At 58.6% G+C, this 19185-nt stretch carries 17 protein-coding genes; 9 read left to right on the top strand and 8 right to left on the bottom strand.

The annotated features are described in order from the left end of the window. Positions 1–27: 27 nt before the first annotated feature. Genes G439_RS0105115 through G439_RS0105095 form a run of 5 tightly spaced genes read left to right on the top strand, consistent with a single transcriptional unit; the run spans position 28 to position 5524 of the window. Positions 28–1290, top strand: a complete 1263-nt coding sequence (locus G439_RS0105115) for a DUF7847 domain-containing protein (protein ID WP_131333535.1) — start codon at positions 28–30, stop codon at positions 1288–1290. Next, on the top strand, positions 1287–1913 hold the full coding sequence (locus G439_RS11220) for a DUF4129 domain-containing protein (protein ID WP_022868112.1): 627 nt from the start codon (positions 1287–1289) through the stop codon (positions 1911–1913). Before G439_RS0105115 ends, G439_RS11220 begins: the two co-directional genes overlap by 4 nt. Further along, entirely contained in the window at positions 1910–3145 is a 1236-nt protein-coding gene (locus tag G439_RS0105105; protein ID WP_022868111.1) for a DUF4350 domain-containing protein, read from the top strand. The genes G439_RS11220 and G439_RS0105105 overlap by 4 nt, the downstream gene beginning before the upstream one ends. Continuing rightward, positions 3138–4190 carry an AAA family ATPase gene (locus G439_RS0105100; protein ID WP_022868110.1) on the top strand — a complete coding sequence of 351 codons (1053 nt, stop codon included), beginning with the start codon at positions 3138–3140 and terminating at the stop codon, positions 4188–4190. Before G439_RS0105105 ends, G439_RS0105100 begins: the two co-directional genes overlap by 8 nt. Beyond that, entirely contained in the window at positions 4190–5524 is a 1335-nt protein-coding gene (locus G439_RS0105095) for a DUF58 domain-containing protein (protein ID WP_022868109.1), read from the top strand. Before G439_RS0105100 ends, G439_RS0105095 begins: the two co-directional genes overlap by 1 nt. Positions 5525–5530: 6 nt before the next feature. On the opposite strand, the gene G439_RS0105090 is transcribed toward G439_RS0105095, so the two are convergent. Further along, complete coding sequence (locus G439_RS0105090) at positions 5531–6523, bottom strand: stage II sporulation protein M (protein ID WP_026459414.1); 993 nt, start codon at positions 6521–6523, stop codon at positions 5531–5533. Positions 6524–6542: 19 nt separating this feature from the next. On the opposite strand from G439_RS0105090, the gene G439_RS11215 reads away from it, so the two are divergent. After that, entirely contained in the window at positions 6543–7385 is an 843-nt protein-coding gene (locus G439_RS11215) for an RDD family protein (protein ID WP_165544523.1), read from the top strand. 50 nt (positions 7386–7435) lie between these two features. Here G439_RS11215 and G439_RS0105080 read toward each other — a convergent pair whose 3' ends face one another. Then, positions 7436–7963, bottom strand: a complete 528-nt coding sequence (locus tag G439_RS0105080) for a DUF3499 domain-containing protein (protein ID WP_026459413.1) — start codon at positions 7961–7963, stop codon at positions 7436–7438. Between the two features lie 92 nt (positions 7964–8055). On the opposite strand from G439_RS0105080, the gene G439_RS11210 reads away from it, so the two are divergent. Beyond that, complete coding sequence (locus G439_RS11210) at positions 8056–8475, top strand: metallopeptidase family protein (RefSeq protein WP_022868105.1); 420 nt, start codon at positions 8056–8058, stop codon at positions 8473–8475. Between the two features lie 28 nt (positions 8476–8503). On the opposite strand, the gene G439_RS11205 is transcribed toward G439_RS11210, so the two are convergent. Genes G439_RS11205 through G439_RS0105060 form a run of 3 tightly spaced genes read right to left on the bottom strand, consistent with a single transcriptional unit; the run spans position 8504 to position 13417 of the window. After that, entirely contained in the window at positions 8504–9919 is a 1416-nt protein-coding gene (locus G439_RS11205; RefSeq protein WP_022868104.1) for a DUF5719 family protein, read from the bottom strand. Next, positions 9912–13151 (bottom strand): glycosyltransferase, encoded by a 3240-nt coding sequence (locus G439_RS0105065; RefSeq protein WP_022868103.1) that lies wholly within the window; start codon positions 13149–13151, stop codon positions 9912–9914. The genes G439_RS11205 and G439_RS0105065 overlap by 8 nt, the downstream gene beginning before the upstream one ends. After that, positions 13148–13417: a WhiB family transcriptional regulator gene (locus tag G439_RS0105060; RefSeq protein WP_424133828.1), complete on the bottom strand. Its 270-nt coding sequence runs from the start codon at positions 13415–13417 to the stop codon at positions 13148–13150. Before G439_RS0105060 ends, G439_RS0105065 begins: the two co-directional genes overlap by 4 nt. Positions 13418–13635: 218 nt before the next feature. On the opposite strand from G439_RS0105060, the gene G439_RS0105055 reads away from it, so the two are divergent. Beyond that, positions 13636–14394, top strand: a complete 759-nt coding sequence (locus G439_RS0105055; protein ID WP_022868101.1) for a TIGR03089 family protein — start codon at positions 13636–13638, stop codon at positions 14392–14394. Between the two features lie 34 nt (positions 14395–14428). Here G439_RS0105055 and G439_RS0105050 read toward each other — a convergent pair whose 3' ends face one another. The 3 genes from G439_RS0105050 to G439_RS0105040 all read right to left on the bottom strand — a co-directional run bounded on the left by G439_RS0105050 (position 14429) and on the right by G439_RS0105040 (position 17435). Further along, positions 14429–15346: a glycosyltransferase gene (locus tag G439_RS0105050; protein ID WP_026459410.1), complete on the bottom strand. Its 918-nt coding sequence runs from the start codon at positions 15344–15346 to the stop codon at positions 14429–14431. A gap of 26 nt (positions 15347–15372) precedes the next feature. Beyond that, on the bottom strand, positions 15373–16380 hold the full coding sequence (gene rfbB / locus G439_RS0105045) for a dTDP-glucose 4,6-dehydratase (RefSeq protein WP_022868099.1): 1008 nt from the start codon (positions 16378–16380) through the stop codon (positions 15373–15375). Positions 16381–16466: 86 nt separating this feature from the next. Beyond that, positions 16467–17435 (bottom strand): glycosyltransferase family 2 protein, encoded by a 969-nt coding sequence (locus G439_RS0105040; protein ID WP_040434725.1) that lies wholly within the window; start codon positions 17433–17435, stop codon positions 16467–16469. A 190-nt stretch (positions 17436–17625) separates the two neighbouring features. Between G439_RS0105040 and G439_RS11200 the strand changes: the two genes are divergently transcribed. Next, positions 17626–19185: peptidoglycan recognition protein family protein (locus G439_RS11200; RefSeq protein ID WP_022868097.1), on the top strand; the 1560-nt coding region annotated here is incomplete at its 3' end.

Raw genomic sequence — 19185 nt, 5'->3', positions numbered from 1 at the left:
TCAATACCATGAGGTCAGGAGTCGAATATGTCCGATCCGAACGGATGGAGCGCACCAGAGTCACACCAGGGTTCATGGTCTGCACCTGAAGCTCCCGGGTGGGGTACTCCTGCAGAATCCGCACCCAACCACACCGTGTCCTCTCCTGCCACGACGCCTGTGACAAATCCGGCGACCCCACGGACGGCGGGTCAAGCGACACAGCCATCAACCACACCCGGCCAGTACAACCAGGGTTGGACTCAGCCCCCGGTCTCCCCCTCAATGCCTTCCATGCCTCCTGCGCCAGGCATGCCAGGCGGATACGGCGCTGCGTGGTCCGCTGCTGCTCAGCCGGGAATTATTCCTCTTCGCCCACTGACAATCGGGGATCTCTTCGAAGGGACCTTCCGGTCAATCCGCACGAATCCAGCGGTTGTCTTCGGTTTCGCTTTCGCAGTGACTGCAGTAGTAGCAGCCCTATCCGCCCTCGTTTATTACTTCATCTTCTCTGCGATGGAAACCTCGATGGGCTTGACAGACCCGCAGGCTTCAATTGACGACGAGCTGACCTTTATCGCCTCCGAATTGGGTGGAATGCTCGTCTCTAGCGGCGTCCTGATGATTTTTTCTCTTCTGTCTTCCATCCTTTTGGTCGGCATCTTGTCGGTGGCGGTTTCAGAAGCCGTCCTGGGTAGCAAACCGACTTTCTCCGAGGCATGGGAGCGTTTCAAGCCGCGTTTTTGGCCGCTGGTTGGCACCGTCGTCGTCATTAGTGTCGTGACAACGGCGGCAATGCTCGTGATTCTCGGGATTGGCTTTGGTCTGATCTTCGCCATAACCTCAGGTTTCTCCTCCGATGTGAGCGGCGGGGCGGTGGTCGGCATCGTCCTCGTCATCCTCGTTTTGGTCGCCGTAGTCTTCATCGCTTCCTTCGGTCTGCAGGTCAAACTCCTGTACGCCCCCATCACCACAGTGTTGGAGGGGCTGGGTCCCGTGGCTTCCATCAAGCGCGCCTGGATCTTGACTAAGGGATCCTTCTGGCGAACCCTTGGCCGACTCATATTGGTTCTGCTGCTCACCGGCGCCATCACGTCTTTTGTTTCCTACGGCGTAGGAATCATTGCAGGTATCTTCGCCGTCACCACGTCCCTGGTGGTCGCTCAGGTCATTACGGTTTTCATCACTTCTTTGCTTCAAGCTGTGGTGGTGCCTGTGACAACCTCGTATGAGGTGTTGATGTATCTCGATGAGCGTTTCCGTAAAGAAAACCTGGCTCCAGTGTTAGCGCAGGCAGCCGCGCAGCGATGATTCTGCCCATCGACGCGCCAATCACTCCCGATTCTGACCAGGCTCGTTCCTGGTTAGAAGAGGAATTGTCGCGCGCCGAATACTCCGATGCACTCAGTCCTCTAACCCGCGGAATCCGGTCGTTCCTACGTTTCTTTATCGATCTGTTCTCGGGCCGCGGCGGCTCAGCACCTCCCATTGAGGTGGTTCTACTGATCATTGTCGCCATCGTGCTGGTAGTCATGGTCATAGTCACCGTCCTCAATCCGGTGCGTCTAGCCAGGTCGCGTCGAGGTCAGGCGGTTTTCGATTCTCCCGATGTCACTGTCGAGGACGCTCAGCTCGCCCGCACCCAAGCTCTGCGCGAAGGCCGCATCAACGAGGCCTACATCTGGGCTTTTAGGATTTTGGTTCTCAAGCTCTCCCGCAGTGACGTCCTCGTGGACAGTCCTGGCCTAACAGCCCACGAGGCTTCGAATCATGCGGGTGCTCTACTGCCAGAGCAAGCCATCGCCCTGACCCACCACGCTGATCTTTTTGACGAAGTCCGCTACGGCGACGGCTCAGCTACAGCCCAAGATCTTGATGATCTTGACCAGCTAACCGATCAGGTTGCCTCAGAGCTGGTAGGAGTGCGCGCATGAGGGCCTCATCTAGCACAGTGATCACCGCTCGCCCATCAACGCGTTTGGCACAGGCAAAACCGGTGCTAGTCATTCTTTTGTTGATGCTCCTGTCCACGGCAGTCATTTTCTTCATTCCCCAGGCCGGCCGCAGTGACGAATATTTGGCAACTGACAATGCCACGCCGAAGGGGGCGCAGGCTCTTGTTCGCGTCCTCGAAGACCAGGGTGTGACGGTGAAGGCGATTGATTCGCCAACGGAATTGGTCACTCGCTCGGGGCCCGACACGACCGCAGTTGTCATTTCTCCATCGCAGATGCAGCCGGATGTGGCCGCCGCGATCAGCGAATTGAACAACGTTGTCTACGTGGGCATGGAGAACCACTACTCGGCTCTTGAAGATTCTGTGTATTCGCAGACCGTCGCCGATACTAGCGGCGCGGTTACTGCCCAATGCGATTCGGCTGGCGCACAACGAGCCGCCGACATCGTCCCTAGACACTTCGGGCTTTCCATCTCTGTCGACCCGTGGCAGTTCGAGGACGATCCGGCGGCCCCTGACAACTGGGAGTCCGATCTGATCGAAGAGGAAGCAACCTTGTCACCGGTGCCCAGTGCGCAGGACTGGAGCCTATGCTTCCCCTTGGGCCCAGAAGTCTACTCTTTCGCGGAATACGAAGGATCTGGCTTCTACAGGGCAGTGTTTGCGGATTCCCAACTGATCACCAACGGGACTATCGCAACTGGCGGCCACGGTGCCCTCGCCATGAACGCCATGGGCCGAACCCCCACAGTCTTGTGGTACTTGGCTAACCCTGACCACGAAATGTTTGACCCGGCTGCCCTTCAGCCCGGTTATCTAATGCCCGCCCTCGTCATCATTGTTGCCGCTGTCATTGTGGGAGGCATCGGCTGGGGGTGGCGCCTGGGACGACTCGTCGTTGAAGATATTGCCACCCCTGTCCCTGCCTCGGAGGTACTCATTGGCAAGGGACGTTTGCTGCGGCGCAGCCGAGCATACGGGTATGCAGCGCAGGCTTTGCGAACGGCGCATGCCAAGCGTATGGCTCGCAAGCTCGGCGTCTCAGTCAGCGGCAGTGCTCACGATTTGCAGACGGATTTAGCCGCACGCGGTATTGATCCGCAACAAAGCCACGACTTGTATTGGGGCCCGGCCCCGACAACAGAAGGCGAGCTCGTACGGCTCGCCCGAGCCCTAGAAGCCCTCGAAGAGGAGTTGGAGAATGACTGAACCAATGCCACACACACCGCAACCTGCCCACCCGGGTGCGGATAGCGTTTTCTCTAGCCCCTCCCCCGTGTCGGGCCGAGAACTCAACGCCGATGAGGCGGCAACCCGCGAGCGCCTCATCGCGCTGCGCTCAGAAATCGGTAAAGCGGTTGTGGGACAGGACGGCGCAGTCACCGGCCTCGTCATCTCGTTGGTTGCGGGTGGGCACGCACTGCTAGAAGGTGTTCCCGGGGTTGCCAAGACTTTGCTGGTACGCACCCTGGCGGCATGTTTGAACGTGGAAATGTCACGTATCCAGTTCACGCCGGATTTAATGCCTGCCGACATTACCGGTTCAATGGTGTGGGATTCGGCCTCGTCGACTTTCGAATTCCGCCCCGGGCCGGTCTTTACCAACCTGGTTTTGGCCGACGAGATTAACCGCACTCCTCCCAAAACTCAGTCGGCGCTGCTCGAAGCGATGGAGGAGCACCAGGTTTCTGTCGATGGTCACACCCATCGCCTTTCTGATCCTTTCATGGTCATTGCTACTCAGAACCCTGTCGAGTATGAGGGAACGTATCCGTTGCCAGAAGCTCAGTTGGACCGTTTCCTGATGAAGCTGACCATGTCGTTGCCGTCGCGGGATGCAGAAATCGAAGTGGTGTCGCGCCACCACAGCGGTTTTAATCCTCTGTCTTTGTCTGATGCGGGGATTGAAGCGGTGGCCGGTCCAGCTGATATTGCTGCGGCTCGCCAGGCTGGCGAAAATGTTGAGGTGTCTGCGGCCGTGTTGGCTTACCTCGTGGATCTGGTGCGCGCTACTCGCACGTCGCCGTCGGTGCGCATCGGCGTGTCTCCACGAGGCGCCACAGCGCTGCTGCGTTCGGCTCGGGTCTGGGCGTTCTTGCAGGGCCGCGGCTTCGTGACCCCTGATGACGTGAAAGCGATGGCTGTTCCGACGCTGGCACACCGTTTGAGCTTGAAAGCCGAAGCCGGATTGGAAGGTATTTCGGCGCGCAATGTCATCGAGTCGGTGCTGTCCCAGGTTGCGGTGCCGCGCTGATGACGTGGTCGTGGAAGGCGGGTTTACTCGTCGCAGTCGGATTAATCCCGGTCGTGCTTTTGCCCTCCACGGGCGTGGCTTGGGCGTGGATTTTTGCAGTGTTGGCCTTGTGCTGCATTGATGCTTTCGCTGCGGCAAGTCCCCGTGATCTTTCCATCGAACGTCGCGTTGAAGGCCCAATTCGCGCTGATGAGACCACTGATAGCGTCGTGCGGGTCGCGAATCCGACGTCGAGGTCTTTGCGGGTCGATGTGCGTGACGCGTGGCCGCCCTCGTTGCGTCAGTCCCCGTCTCGCCACCGACTGAATATGGGGCCTGGGGACCATGCGACGGCCACCACTCGTTTGGCTCCGATGCGTCGTGGGACTCGTCGCGCCGATTATGTGACATTGCGGGTCTGGGGCCCGATGGGTTTGGGAGCCAGGCAGGTGTCGATTCGCGCTGACCTGTCCTTGTCTGTCTTGCCAGAGTTTCGTTCTCGTCGTCTGTTGCCGTCGCGTTTGGCTCGTCTCAATGAGTTGGAGGGGACAACCGCGACGGTTCTGCGCGGTCCGGGAACTGAGTTTGATTCTTTGCGCGAGTATGTGCGCGGCGACGATCCTCGCGACATTGATTGGAAAGCGTCTGCCAGGTCGAAGGATTTGGTGGTGCGCACGTGGCGTCCCGAACGTGATCGTAGGGTGGTCATTGTTTTAGATTCTGGCCGCTTGGGGGCTGCCTTATTGGGGCGTCCTGACGAGGGCGATGATGCTGACCGTATTGCGATTGGTTCGGCGCCTCGTTTGGATTCGGGGATTGAAGCGGCTTTGCTTCTGGGAGCGTTGGCGAATCGGGCTGGGGATCAGACTCATCTGCTGGCAATTGACCGGCAGGTGCGGGCGCGAGTGTCCGGGGTGCGTGGGGATGCTTTCTTAGAGGCTGCAGCTCAGGCTCTGAGTGAGGTATCGGCGTCCTCTGAGCCGATTGACTGGTCTTTGGTTGTTGCGGAGGTTTCGCGTACAGTGCGCCATCCGTCGCTGGTGGTGTTGGCGACGCCGGTGCCTCCGGCTGGTTCAGATCCGGAGTTCCTTGATGCGGTGGCGCAGCTTAAGGCTCGCCACACCGTGATGGTGGCGTCTGCTCAAGACCCTGACATAGTGCGCAGTTTGTATTCGGGGCAGGACGCGGATTCGGTGTTCCGTTCTGCTGCCGCTGCCAGGTCTATAGCCGAGGACGAGGCCGGGCGGCGCGACGCTGAACGAGCGGGCGCATTGGTCGTATCTGCGGACGCTGGCTTGCTGCCTGCACGCACAGCTGACGCGTACCTGGAGTTGAAGAAAGCCGGGCGCCTCTAAGGCGTATTATCCGGCTGTTGCTTTGGTGTAGCCTGCGTCCTCAATGAGGTCTGTGTCGGCTCCAGAGCGAGCGGCTCGTCCGCCAACAACCAGTATGTAGGTCCAGGTTGCGATGAACACGAGTGATCCGAGACCGACTTTGACGAAGTCGGGTAGGTCAGAGGGCGTCACGAAGCCTTCGAGGAGCCCGGATACGAAGAGCAAGATCACGCAACCCATAGCCACTGTGACCATGGCACGTCCCGCTTTGGCCAGGGCTTGAGACCGTGGCAGCGGGCCGGGCACAATGAGCGCCCAGAACACTCTCAGGCCTGCGGCTCCGGAGATGAAGACTGCCAACAGTTCAGGCAGGCCGTGGGGAAGGATGAATCGGAAGAAGTGCCAGGGGCCTGCATATTCCATGACGACGGCGAGGCTGACTCCAAGATTTACTGAGTTTTGAAAGAGGACGTACAGGGGGTAGACACCCGTGATGCCCCCACCCACGCATTGCAGAGCAATCCATGCGTTATTCACCCACACGGACAAGCCAAATTCGGCGTTGGTGTCCTGGTGGTAGTACTGGACGAACTCTGATGTCGCATAGTTTTCAAGTTCAATAGGAGACCCGAGGCTGGCCATGGCGTCGGGAGTGTGAAGCAGGTATGCCGCTTGTGCGCCTCCAATTGCGCAGCACAATGCGATGATCCCAAGGATCCACCAGCGGATGTCGTACAGAGCAACGGGAAGCACGTGCCGGAAGAATCGAGAGATCGCAGTTGTGGAGGCCCCTGCAGTTCCTGTTAGCCGGGCGCGAGCCGATGCAAGGTCAGCTGATAGGCGCCGAATTGTGTCAGGGTCTGGATTTGATGCTCGCACTCTGGCCAAGTCTGATGTGACTCGGCGGTAGAGCAAGTCTAATTCGTCGATTTGGCTGCCAGAGAGTCGGCGTTGTCTGCTCAATTCAGCTAGTCGTTTCCAGTCGACCTCCCGCGAGGCCCTGAGCGCATCAATGTCCACATCCGCTAGCGTGTCATACATGAGTGATGTCGTCGTCCCGATGCGCCGTATTAGGGAAGAATCGATGCTGACGGGCGAGGCCGTCGAGTTAGAAATTCGCCCAGCTTCTCCCCTGGTGCGGATGGGTGCACGGTTCATCGACACGGTGGTGTCCCTTCTGGCCATCTTCGCTGTACTCTTGCTCAGTTCCGATCTCATATCGGCCTTATCGCAATCCATGACGCGGGTCGTGGTCATCACAACTTTGGTGATGTTGATGTTTGTGATTCCCTGGATTGTTGAATCCTCCACACGCGGATCTTCTTTAGGCAAGTGGGCTTTTGGGCTGCGTGCTGTTCGAGACGACGGAGGCGTGGTCACCGTTCGTCACTGTCTGGTGCGCGCCCTGGTGGGAGTGATCGAATTGTGGCTGTCTTTTGGGGCAGCGGCATTGGTGTGCGCGTTGGTGTCTCCACGCGGCAAGAGACTCGGCGATTATGCTGCGGGCACCATGGTAGTGCGTTTGGCAGTTGAGAGGCCCTCTGCCCCGGTCATTATGCCTGCAGAGTTGAACGAGTGGGCGTCGAGCGCCATTGTGCTGCCTCTACCTGCTGATCTTCAGGTCGAGGCCCAAACATTCTTGCGAACAAACCGCGCTTTCACGCCGGCCATTCGAGCCCAAGCCGGAGCAGATTTGGCGTCGCGTGTCATGCGTTGTGTTCAGACTCCTCCCCCGCCGGGTACGGATCCTGAGCGCTTCATTGCGGCTGTGCTGGTCATTGTTCGCGACCGCGAGTATCACCGTGAAGTGGGTCGGCAAAACGAGGCTGTCCACAGGTGGAGAGCGTCGCACGCTTCTGCTTTCGATATTGCCGACCAGTGAAAATTGGCGGTTTCACCACCCGCGCTTGAGTAATGTCAGACTGATCTGAGCTAGTCCTCGTCAGTGTGGCTAATAACCGTGAACTGGGCGCGTCGGCGCGCGTACGGGGATTGTGGGTCAAGTGGGCTGGTTGTATCCGGTTGCCTGACGGTTGTTTCGGCCTCGTGTGCATCTGAAAGTTGAGGGGATGCGAAAGGGCCATATTGGGGCGCTTGATCGCTGCGAGCGGCAGGCCTGCTTGTCGAGTTTTTGGATGAGCGTTGCTCGGATGTCTGCGGTCCTGCGGAGGAGGCAGCCGGGTGCGGCTCCTGGGCTGCTCTCCTGACGGCGTCGACGAGGGCGAGTAGGTCGTCTCCGCTGGGAGGTGCCGGCTCGAAATGGGTGACGAGGCGGACGATCTGCCATCCTTTGGGGGCTGTCAAAGTTTGGGCGTGCTCTTCGCACATGTCGTAGGAATTGGGTTCAGACGCAGTCGCCAACGGGCCAATCACTACAGTGGAGTCGCGATAGTCATAGGTCAAAGTTGCCACGGCAGTGCGTGAACACCCGGGTTTAGAGCAATGTCGAGCCGCAATCACCCGACCACTGTACGGCACCTCTTGCATGCGGGCAGGTCCCCCTCTCGGCGGTTCCTGTCATGAGGTTGGGCTCGAGGAGTTAGCCTGGGCGGGTGAGTCCGAACCCAACTCGTCCTCGTCGCGACCGACACGGTCGAGGTCCTCGCGGTCCCCTCTTTTTCCCAGGCACCCCCGCGTGGAGAACACGGCGAGAAGAGTTCGATCTGATGGTTACTCAGATCATCATGGATTTCACTCGGCGCTGGCCAGGGGTAGCTTCCATAGAGTTTGCCACCGAGGACGTCCCACCTTCTGACCCAGCCCAGTGGGAGTCGCACAGCGAAGTTCTGGCTCGCGTGTTTCCTGCGGATCGTCGTCGTGGTCTGCGCGATCGGATCGTCGTCTATCGTTTGCCGATCGTTCTTCGTTCAACGCCTGCGGAAGTCGTTGACGTCACCAGACGTGTCGTGGCTGAGCGAATCTCTCATATTTTGGTAATTCCACCAGACGAACTGGATGAAGCTTTGGGCTAACCGATCAGACGATCGCCCATCCCAGGTTTTAGTTCTCGATACTCACAGTGCCAGATTGGGTGGCGATTCCCGGAGTCCCGATGGGGCTGACTGCCTGCACAGTCGCGTTGGGTGTGGACGCGCTGATCACCAGGATCGCCCGTATGGGCTGTTCGGATGTCAAGGACGTGGGATCTTGTGGCAGATCAATGACGGTGGCAGTTCCAGCCGCTGCTTGAATCTGCTGGTCGCCAACCGTTACTGACGCATCCTGGTCAGCTACGGAAGGAATGACTAGAACCTGAGCAGAAACAGCTTGGCCACCGGAGTCGGTGGGCTGGGATGTGGGGCGTTTAGGTTCAGAGCTCAGCTGGTCGATAACGATCTTGGCCAGCTCCGTGGCTCCGGGCAGTTGCACCGAGGTGATGGAAGGAGCTGGAGTCAGTGCCGTGCGCGCGCCCCATTTGAGGTCCGAATCGGGGAAAGCCGCGCCTTGGGTGGAAGATGATGCTTGGGCGACAACCGGTACGTCCGATTCGACGAGGACGGCAATAGGTTGGTCGTCGGTGGAGATTGCCCCCAGCGGTAGGTCCAATACGGTTGAGGCATCTACGTCAAGGTCGGCTCCGTCGATGAGCGTGGTGCCGTCAGAGTCGATGACCTTGGCTGTGACATGGGCTGGGTTCTCGCCGGGCACGGCAAGACGCAGATAGGTTTCGGCTTGAGGATCGATTCCACCGATGACCTGCGAGGTCTGCGGTTTCGTTGACGAAACCCACGCCGTTCCGATGGGCACTTCACCGTCCATTCGTGAACTTTGCATCCACACACCCACGCCCGGCCCGTCGGCACTAATACGCAGCGCAAGCCTGGCCTCGTCGGGGAACCAGCCGGCCGGCAGAACAGCAATAGTTTGGGAGGCCGGGACAGTGACTTGTTGGGGAACTTCATCAATGATGCCTGTCGGCCCGTACGCGGTCACCGACACAATGGATGCGCTATCTGACGGGTTAGACATTACGAGGACGGGGTCTTCACCAACGAGCGTGGATCCAAAGGCGATCCATTGTTCTGATGTGGGGGCTGCGCAGCCGGTCGCAGACAATCCGAGTAGCTCACCACCACCTTGGCCAGCAATGACGAGACCGGTGGGTACTTCAAGTGGCTGATCGTCTTCGGCTTGGACGGCGATTGTGGTTGGAGCTGGATCACCTGCGCTCAGTCCCGTACTGGTCCAGACTCCGCCCTGCGATGCCCCTTCGGCAGTGTCGAAGGGGTTCATGGTGCCCGTTGGGCATGCAAGGACGACGGATAGGGGCGATGCCGACACCGTTGGGGCGGCGGCAGGGCTCGGCTGGGTTGCGGGAGCCCACAGATCAAGGGTGGCGGCCGCGGTCAGACTCGCTGCACACACGACGGATCCGATGAGCAATATCGGACGGTTGAGGCGATGCGCTTCAGTCATGGTGGCGCCTCCTTATGGGAATACTCATCGCGGCAGCGAATCCCAGAAGCGTCAGCACACCGATTTGCCAGGGCAGTCGCCACCATGTGGTGTGTTCGACGATGAGGCGTCCTTGTCCTTGCACGCTAAAGGCTTGGAACCACGATCCTTCTACGCTTTCAAGACGCACACCGTCTAATGTGGCCCGCCACCCAGGATCGGCGCGTTCAGCTAGGACCAGTGTTGCGTTGATCGGCTGATCGTAGGTGTGCGTGGCCGTCAGATTGGTGGATTCGACGCTCTTCCATCCGCTGCGATCCATTAGGCGTACTCTGGCGGGTTGGCGCGAGTCGGGGCGAAGCCTCCACACGTCTCCGGCGTCGGTCTGCCCAACCCTTTCCAGGCCTGGAGCGCGATTGAGGGCGTCAGCCAGTTCGCGGTTAGCCTGCGTGCCGGACGGAATCAAAATCGTGTCAACGCCGTGGTCGGCTAGGCGGCCAACCGTAGCCGAATCTGGGTAGACGATGAGGGTCAGCGCCAGACTTGCCAGATCTGCGGCTGCTGGGTCTTGGTAGGAATCATTGCTGATGGCGTCGACCAAGGCCTGAGCTCTGGTCAGTGCAGAGTCATCGGTCATTGACTTTCCGGCGCCTCGCCAAAGTTGGGCGCGGACTTGCGATAGATCGTCGTTGGCCTCGATGACGAGGACGCGCCCCGCCCTCGTTGATTGTTGAGCCTGGCTAGAAACGGCGGATACCTGCGGATGTGTCAATGCGCCAACGTGATCAGCTTGCGCTAGTTCGGAGGTGGTCTTTTCGGCGTCGGCTCCGGCATTGTGCATGCGTGCAACGATGGGGCCGCCCAAGCTGACGGCCGCGGCGATGAGCATGACAGTTCCAAGCTGACCGATCCGGCGCATTTGTGGAGCGTCCCAGGGGATGTTTGCAGGAACCAGGATGAGTACAGCTCCAACAAGAGCCAGGCCTGCAAAAGATAGGGCTGGTGACGCCCAGGCATACGCTATGTGTCCATCGACGAGGGCGACAGGGGTTCGTGAAATGAGGACGGCAATGAGCGTCATGATTCCACTGGTTGCCAGCAAAGCTGCTGTGATCATCGGACGCCAACCCGTCAGCGAGCCGCCTTTCATCACTCGTGCGACGACTCCGACGAGGATCGCGATGATCAGGATCGCGATGGGTGCCATGCTGGCATAGGTGAAGGGCTGCCATCCGGTGTTTGCAGGCAATCCGAGGGCGGTGTACCACGATTGCGACGTCTGGCCCGCGTAGGCACCCCCACCGACAGTGATCAAGGCGTTGAGGTGGTTGCCTGCGATGGAAGCTGCACTGATTGGGGCGACAAGCCCAGCAGCGGGCAGCAGGGCGGCAAGAAGAAGCCAGGCACGCCGGCCAACACGTTTAATTGCCACGAGCGGGAGGATTACGAAGATAAGGAGTGTCCACGGGGCGCAGGCAGCAATGATCGCGGCCGACAATGCGAAGGCTCCATAGGCTCCGGTGCGCGAACGCAGCAATTGGTAGACCACTTCATTGGTGGCTTGCAGTGGTAGTGGCGTGGAGAGTCTGAGCAGCGACATCCATGCGGCCGCAAGAATCGGAAGCGCCAAATGGATGAGCACGCCACCAATGCGTCCTTGATATTGGGACAGTGTCAGAGCAGGAAGGGCCACCCACAATAAGACGGCTGCGGCGCGCAGCGGCAAGTTGGAAGTTAGCCTGCGGCTGAGCGGCCACATAACAATGACCGCGAGGACGGGCGCCACCATGAGGATCCACGCCACTAATGAGGCTGGCACCACTCCTAGCAGGTGGAATGGCCAGGACACAACGGCCAGGATGACAAGGAGTGGGTCTGCAACGGAGGCTGCTCCATCTCCTCCTGGGATCCACGTGGCCCACGCTGCCCGCCACAGGTCAGACCATTGGTACGGCATTGTTGTCCAGGCGGCGCCGGTCAGGCCGGTAGATGAGCTGTGCCAGGTGGCGATGGAGTAGATTCCGGTGACAGCCAGCAGGCCGGCCACAGTCAACGCGGATGAGATTCTGTAGGAGCGTCGTGATGCCAAGGCCAGTGGATCGAGGGTTTCGGCGCGTTGGCCTCGTGCGATTTTGCGATTCAAGGAACGTTGCGCACGAAGAGCTCTGGGGCTTGTTTCAAGACCGCGCAGTGCCGAAGCAGGGATGGTGGCTGCTCGGCGTGCCTGGTAGCGGGCTTTGAGAAGGTGGCCGGTCTTGAGGATCGTTTTGAGCCAGGCGACCAGTTCGGCGCCGGCTAAGTGTCCCATTCCGGTGACGAGGCGCCCGAAGGCTCGGGCCGGGCTCCACACAACTAGCCAGGCCATCATGAGTGGAAGAAGCGGCGCTGGGGTGGCTTTAAGCCAGTTGTAGAGCTGAGCGAAGCGGCGCTGAGCGAAGGACACGTCCTGGGGAGAGTGTTCTTTGCGCGGTGAATCAGAGTGCTCGCTGTCGACGCCAAGGCCGACAACCTCGTCGAAGTGGCTGGAATCAACTTGTTGGGGCTGCCTGGCCAAGGATGCACGGCGGTGACGGAGTCGAGCTTTGGGGGCAACGACAACGCGGAATCCACTGCGGTGAAGCCTGCGCCCAAAATCAAGGCCGTCTCCGAATGGGCCGAGGGCAGCGTCGAATCCTCTCACCTGTTTCCAGGCTGCTGGGTCGACCAGCATGCCTGCTGTTCCGACTGCCAGAACATCACTGGTGGAGTCGTATTGACCTTGGTCGATTTCTCCGACGGTTATGCGTTCGAGGCGTCTGGCGCTGCGGGTCGCGAGGATCCCGACTTCAAGTAGGCGCTCGCCTTCCCAGTCGAATTGTTTGGGGCCGACGGCTGCGATGGTTCTGCCTCGGTCGGCAACCTCCCACTGCTGAGCTAAGCACGTGGGTTCAGGAACCGAGTCGTGGTGCAAAATCCACCACCAGCGCGCATTGGACACTTCTGGAGGTAGGTCCGCCGATTGGGTAGCACGTTCAATGGCTTGGCCGAGGTTCTTGGCTGCCGGGGCGCGCACAACCACCAAGTCAGGAGGGTTCGCAGAATCGCCGGCGGGCAGCGTTGAGATGATGGATCCGTCAGTGGAAGCGTCGATGAGGACGATGCCCGAGGGCGCCATGGTCTGCTGGGCCACGGCGTCCAGGACAGCGGTTAAGTCGGTGCTCGGTGCGTGCGCGACGACGAGGGCGAAGACTCCGCTGCGGGCGAGAAGGGTCACACCGTCATGCGGCGCAGGCGGCGCCGCTCACGTTCGGACAAGCCACCCCAGATACCGAAGCGCTCATCGTTGGCAAGTGCGTATTCCAAGCATTCTTCGCGCACTTCGCAGGACTGACATACGGCCTTGGCTTCGCGCGTCGATCCGCCTTTTTCTGGGAAGAAGGCTTCGGGGTCGGTCTGGGCGCACAGTGCGTGCTGCTGCCAGGCCAGGGGCCCGTCGACGAGGGCGAAAGCGTCAGCATCAGATGCGTCGGACCAAGCTATCGGTCCGTCACCCAGGATGTTCCACACGTGTCCGTCTCCTCATCGCAGAAAAGCTTCAATACGAGAATTACACGCGTGTCATACACACAAGTCAAGCCGATCGAGGTAATTGAGATTCTCGCCCCACGCCTTGCCAAGCGTTCAACTATTCTTTTTTCCGCGCCATTCCGCGGCATATGAGTACCCAATAAGCACAGCCTTTTCGCTAGTCTTCTTTTATGTCTTCCCTCCATGATTTGATCGATTCGCTTACCAGGCGCCCCGGGCCGGTCCTCACCTCTTATTCTCACGAGCGTGTTGAACTAGGAGGCGCTGTGGCTGCGCGCTGGCTCGCGAAGATCGCAAACCTCCTGGGCGAAGAACTCAGCGTCGACCTTTTCTCAGGAGCTGAGATGCCCCCTGGACGCATCCTCCTTAACCTGGATTATTGGCAGCGCGTTGTGTGGGAGATATCAGCGCTCGGCATGGGTTGGACAGTTCTGCCTGCTGCCCCCTCGCCGGCGGCGCCCTCGTCAGTCGATTGCCTGGGACCTGCAGACGTCCTCGTCACCCACAAGGACGGGCCACAAGCCCGCGAGGCTCTCGCACATGGCGCACATGTTCTGCTTCAGCCGCGTGATTTCTTAGCATTCGGATGGGGGCAGACTCTGCCTGCTGGCGCCCTCGACGCGTTGGCGGAACTCATGGCGCAGCCCGACGCGCTGATCACCAGGATCCCCGATCCTGCGCCCGCACTTAACGACGCTGTTTCGAAATCCCTTGAAGGCAATGCTGCTCTCGCGCACGCCACGATTGGCTCGGGAGCGCGCGTTGGCCTCATCGCGGATTCACGTCAGGTGGGCGCGCAAGTCTTAGACCAGTGGCTTGCAGGTCACAGTGTTGTCTTAATCGACCCGACGCTTTACAACGATGGGCAGGCGGAGCAGATTCTCGTAGACGAACGAGCCGACGGCGGTTGGGTTGTGTACCGGTGGTAGTGATCTAGCTGGACTCTGGCCGTGAGCCGAGGCCTCACCAAACCCCCAGAAGCCTGGCGCCTGCCAGTTGAACACCTTCCCATCGGATCCTGCGGATCTGTGGCCACTTGAGGAAGAGCGCGGCGCGGGCAGCGAAGTCGTCTCGTTGAAGAAGATCAATGAGCTGGTCGAGATCTTCGCGGTCCTTAGCCGAGTAAGTATTGGATTTGGCGACCGCTTGAGCCACTTTGATGAATTGATCGCGATAGAAACCAGATTTAAGTTGGTTGAGACGAGAGATGCGTGCGAGAGTTCCAACATTGGCGCCTTGGACATTGCCAGCGTGTTGGCGGTAGTCCAAAGTGGGGTGTTTATCAATGATCCACTTGGCTTGGATACCGCGGGCCAACGCATAGAGGTACCAGTCGTGGACCCCGATCTGGGAGTAGTCCAACGTCGCCAACACGTCGACGATCCGCTTGTGGGCGTCAGGGGTGAAGACGTACGTTGAACCAGGGCCTGCCGCTTCAAAAATGTGGTCCCACTTGCGCTGGGGGCTGCTCTTGCGGATCAAGACCCGCTTCCCCGTTTCATCAAAACGCAAGACGTTGGATGACACGACGTCTGCGGCGTTGTCTTCAAGGATCTGAAGCTGGCGGCTGAGCTTATCCGAATGCCAAATATCATCTTGGTCCGAGAAAGCAACGAATGAGCCATCCGGGGTGTGACCGGTGAACAGGTGCAAGAAGTTCTCTGTCACCCCTGGGTTTCCGTGGCGCTGTGGCAGAACAACAATCCTGGCTTCGTTTTGAGCGCGCGCTTGGAGATGCTCCCTCGTACCGTCCGTTGAGCCATCGTCAGAGACAACCAAGCGAACATCTACTCCCTTCTGATTGAGAATGGAGTCAACTTGCTCGTCAATCCACTGGCGACCGTTAAAGGTCGCCATGAGGACGGTGACGAAGGGCATCATTGTTCTTTCGGATCGTTGAGGGGCGCTCAGTGGCCCTTGGCTGCGTACTTGGCTTCGACTTCGTCCTTGAGTGGCGCCCACCAGGCTTCGTTGGCCTCATACCAGGCAATGGTGTCAGCCAAGCCGGAGCGGAAGTCGGTGAAGTGAGGCTCCCATCCAAGTTCTTCACGCAGTTTAGTGTTGTCGATGGCGTAGCGCAGATCGTGGCCTGCGCGGTCAGCAACGTGGTCAAAGTCGTCAGCCGGGTAGCCCATGAGTTCGTTGAGGATGGCGACAACATCCTTGTTATTGGTTTCTCCGTCGGCACCAATCAGATAGGTTTCGCCGATGCGGCCCTTCATCAGGATGTCCCACACTGCCGTGTTGTGGTCGCGCACATGGATCCAGTCACGCACGTTCAGGCCGTCGCCGTAGAGGCGAGGGCGCACACCGCGGATGCGGTTGGTGATCATGCGGGGAATGAACTTTTCGATGTGCTGGTAGGGGCCGTAGTTGTTCGAGCAGTTGGAAATGGTGGCTTCTACGCCGAAGGAGCGCACCCATGCGCGTACGAGGAGGTCTGAACCGGCCTTCGTTGAAGAGTAGGGTGAGGACGGGTTGTAGGGCGTTTCGGGTGTGAACTTTGCTGGATCATCAAGCTCTAGGTCGCCGTAGACTTCATCGGTCGAGATGTGGTGGAAACGCACCTTGTGGCGGCGGACTGCTTCAAGCAGCGTGTAGGTGCCGATCAGGTTAGTGACAACGAAGGGCGACGGGTCATTCAAAGAGTTGTCGTTGTGGGATTCTGCAGCGAAGTGAACGACCGCATCCGCATCCTTGACGAGGGCGTCAACGAGGTCAGCATCTGCAATGTCGCCTTCGACTACCTGGAGCCGGTTGGGTTGGTCGCCAGGAATATCCGTGAGGGAACCGCGATTACCTGCGTAGGTGAACTTGTCGAGGACGACAACATCAACGTCTGTATGATCCTCAAGCAGCGTGTGCACAAAGTTAGCGCCGATAAAACCGGCACCGCCGGTGACAACGATCTTCACTGGATTAATCCTCTCGTTGGATGAATGGTGCAATTATGCCGCAAGTGAGCACTTTTCAAAGCTAGGCGAGCGCGTGGCTTCTGGTATCAGGCTTGGGGAGTGTTACGAACTTGGAGCAAGTCACGGCCCGCAGTGAGCCAGCCTCGAGAGTAACGTGAATATCTTCCGCGGGTGATTTCACGAACGATAAGGGGAATCCTGGCAATTCTGTTAGCTGGCAGCGCGAAGCGTTGTTCTTGATGAGCCGCGGCTTCAACAACTTTGGATCGATCTGTTTTGGAACCGCATCCGGTCCTCTCGACGTAGGCCGCGGCGCTGCTGGCCCTGGTGAGGCGTCGTAGGTCATCGTCCGGGTCGGGTTTGAGCATCCTATGGAATCGCTGCACGAGTGATTCCTTCTTGGCTCCGATGACGTTGTGTTCATGTTGGCGGTAGTCGATGAGTGGTTCAGGTATCAGTTTCAGTCCATGGCCTAACGCTGCAAGAAATCCCAGCCATTCGTCGTGTATCCAGCCGTCGGGTACTGGCATCGCGGCGCGCGCAAAGTTGCCGTCAACCATGCAGGTTGCTCCGGTGACAAGGTTACGTCTGAGGAGTACCGCGAGGGCGTCGCCTGCTGCAAGGTTGTTGAATTCCCATCGGCTGACGCGAAGTTCTTCGAGTAGCGTTGTACCTAGTGGCTGGCCTTCGCCGTCTACAAGGCGAGCATCAGTGTGGAGCAAGACGGCTCCGCCGCGCTGGCTCAGAAGTGATTCGACTTTGTCATTCCGCCAGACGTCATCTTGATCGCATAAGAAAATGACATCGCCGGTAGTGGCGCTGATTGCATCAGAAAAGTTTCCTCGCACCCCAAGGCCTGGCCGATGGCGACGAATCTGAAAGACGACGCCTGAGTCCGTAAGAAGGCTCTCACAAATCGCGAGGGTCTCATCCGATGAGTTGTCGTCACCAATGATGATCTCGTCGACAGGAACAGTTTGCGCAAGGATCGATCTCAGTTGTTCAGCTATGAAGCGTTCACCGTTATAGGTGCACAGCGCGACGCTGATCGTCATGTTCACTCCTATCGCACGCAGGCTCTCAAGCTGCTTGTTCGAGTGCCGCCAAGTTATCAGCTCTTTAGAAAAGCTATGCCAAAAGACATGATCTGAGTCTCGCCTACACAGCGACACTTTCGGATCTTCAGAGTTGATGATAGTTTCTTCATATCTACAACATCTGCAACATCTGCAACTGGAGCCACAGATGCGTCTTTTTTGCGCGGTAACTTCTACCCTCACCATCGCAGCAGTTTTGACTGCCTCATTTACCCCACCCACATCTGCGGCGGACTCTACAGAACCGGTGGTAACCCTGGAATTGACATCTGAAACTGGTTCTCCAACTACGTCAGCAACTAGCTTGGCTAGCTCCAATTCAATAACCAGCGAATCGCTACCTATCGCAACCTCCGCACTCTCCGTTGATGAATTCCTCGTCACTGGGCTGACGTGGGATGCCGACACTCCTTTATCAAAAGAGAATGAGATTCTTGTCAGAACCGGCAAAGATGATGCTTGGAGTGAGTGGCATGTCCTCGAAGAGGAGGACGGATCAGGACGTGACGATGGTGTCGGTCGCGCAGGTACAGAGCCTTTTATTACGAGCGGTGCTGACGCAGTACAGGTCAAAGTGAATGGCCCTGCATCCACCCTCCCGTCAAATATGGAACTAGCTCTGATACCCGCTAATCCTCAAGGAGAGAAGACTTTATCAGTTGAAGACGCCACGATTGAGACCCCTCCTGAAACCTCACTGCACGACGAAACGCATCAAAAATCTGAACCTTCGTTAACGGATTTTCTCCCCCCTCAGTCTGAAGGGACAGCCACACCAACTGGCGGGTCTGGTTTCTCTGCAGGTGGAACTTCGACTGGTTCTGCAAGGATCGCCAAAATTTTTGCCTCGACAACTTCTCCAAGTTTGCCGATCTCTGTAACCTCGCGAGCTCAGTGGGGAGCAGACGAGCGCGCAATGACATGGGACCCAGAGTATGTTTCTGCCCCGTTTGTGGTCGTCCACCATACGGCAGGAACAAACGACTACACGATGGCTCAGTCAGCTTCAATCGTCAGAGGTATCTACACGTACCACGCAAAAACGCTCGGATGGGGAGATATCGGATACAACTTCCTCGTCGACAAATGGGGCCGCGTCTTCGAAGGTCGCTCCGGCTCACTGACCGCCCCTGCCGGCAAGATGCCAGTTGGGGGACATGCCTACGGTTACAACACCGGAACCATGGGCATCTCAATGCTCGGCACGTACACGTCGCAAACGCCCTCGTCGGCTACTTTGACTGCTGTCGGCAAGCTTGCGGGCTGGCAGCTTTCGCGGGCCGGTGTCAATGATGCTTCGGGCAGTGGCTACTACGCAAATAAATCCGTGACCCTCAGGCGCATCATCGGGCACAGGGACGTCAACGCCACAACCTGCCCAGGCAATGCTGCCTATGCAAAAATGCCCGTCATCCGAACGGCAGCTCAAGGGATCATCAACTCAGGAACCTCCACGCACACCGATCAGACTTCGGATACCGCGATCCCAGATTCATCCACGTCGGGACAGTGGAATCTCACGCTCGGCCGATGGCAATGGATAAAGTCTAACGGCTCAGTCGCAAGCTCCGAATGGGTATACGTCAACGGAGCCTTTTACTACTTCGATGCCTCCTCCTACATGGTCACCGGTTGGCTCAAAGAAGCTAACACCTGGTACTACCTCAACCCCTCAGGAGCCATGGCAACAGGCACCAAAACCATCAAC

The organism is Schaalia vaccimaxillae DSM 15804, from assembly GCF_000420425.1.
Classification (GTDB): Bacteria; Actinomycetota; Actinomycetes; order Actinomycetales; family Actinomycetaceae; genus Pauljensenia; species Pauljensenia vaccimaxillae.
Note: the sequence above shows the minus strand (reverse complement) of the source record. Positions and strands in the feature narration are given on the sequence as shown.

Bases quoted from the DNA above. Each gene is read 5' to 3' on its own strand.
- G439_RS0105050 (WP_026459410.1), bottom strand. From the start codon at position 15,346: ATGATGCCCTTCGTCACCGTCCTCATGGCGACCTTTAACGGTCGCCAG.
- G439_RS0105100 (WP_022868110.1), top strand. From the start codon at position 3,138: ATGACTGAACCAATGCCACACACACCGCAACCTGCCCACCCGGGTGCG.
- G439_RS11215 (WP_165544523.1), top strand. From the start codon at position 6,543: ATGAGTGATGTCGTCGTCCCGATGCGCCGTATTAGGGAAGAATCGATG.
- G439_RS0105105 (WP_022868111.1), top strand. From the start codon at position 1,910: ATGAGGGCCTCATCTAGCACAGTGATCACCGCTCGCCCATCAACGCGT.
- G439_RS11220 (WP_022868112.1), top strand. From the start codon at position 1,287: ATGATTCTGCCCATCGACGCGCCAATCACTCCCGATTCTGACCAGGCT.
- G439_RS11205 (WP_022868104.1), bottom strand. From the start codon at position 9,919: ATGACTGAAGCGCATCGCCTCAACCGTCCGATATTGCTCATCGGATCC.
- G439_RS0105040 (WP_040434725.1), bottom strand. From the start codon at position 17,435: ATGACGATCAGCGTCGCGCTGTGCACCTATAACGGTGAACGCTTCATA.
- G439_RS0105055 (WP_022868101.1), top strand. From the start codon at position 13,636: ATGTCTTCCCTCCATGATTTGATCGATTCGCTTACCAGGCGCCCCGGG.
- G439_RS0105115 (WP_131333535.1), top strand. From the start codon at position 28: ATGTCCGATCCGAACGGATGGAGCGCACCAGAGTCACACCAGGGTTCA.
- G439_RS0105095 (WP_022868109.1), top strand. From the start codon at position 4,190: ATGACGTGGTCGTGGAAGGCGGGTTTACTCGTCGCAGTCGGATTAATC.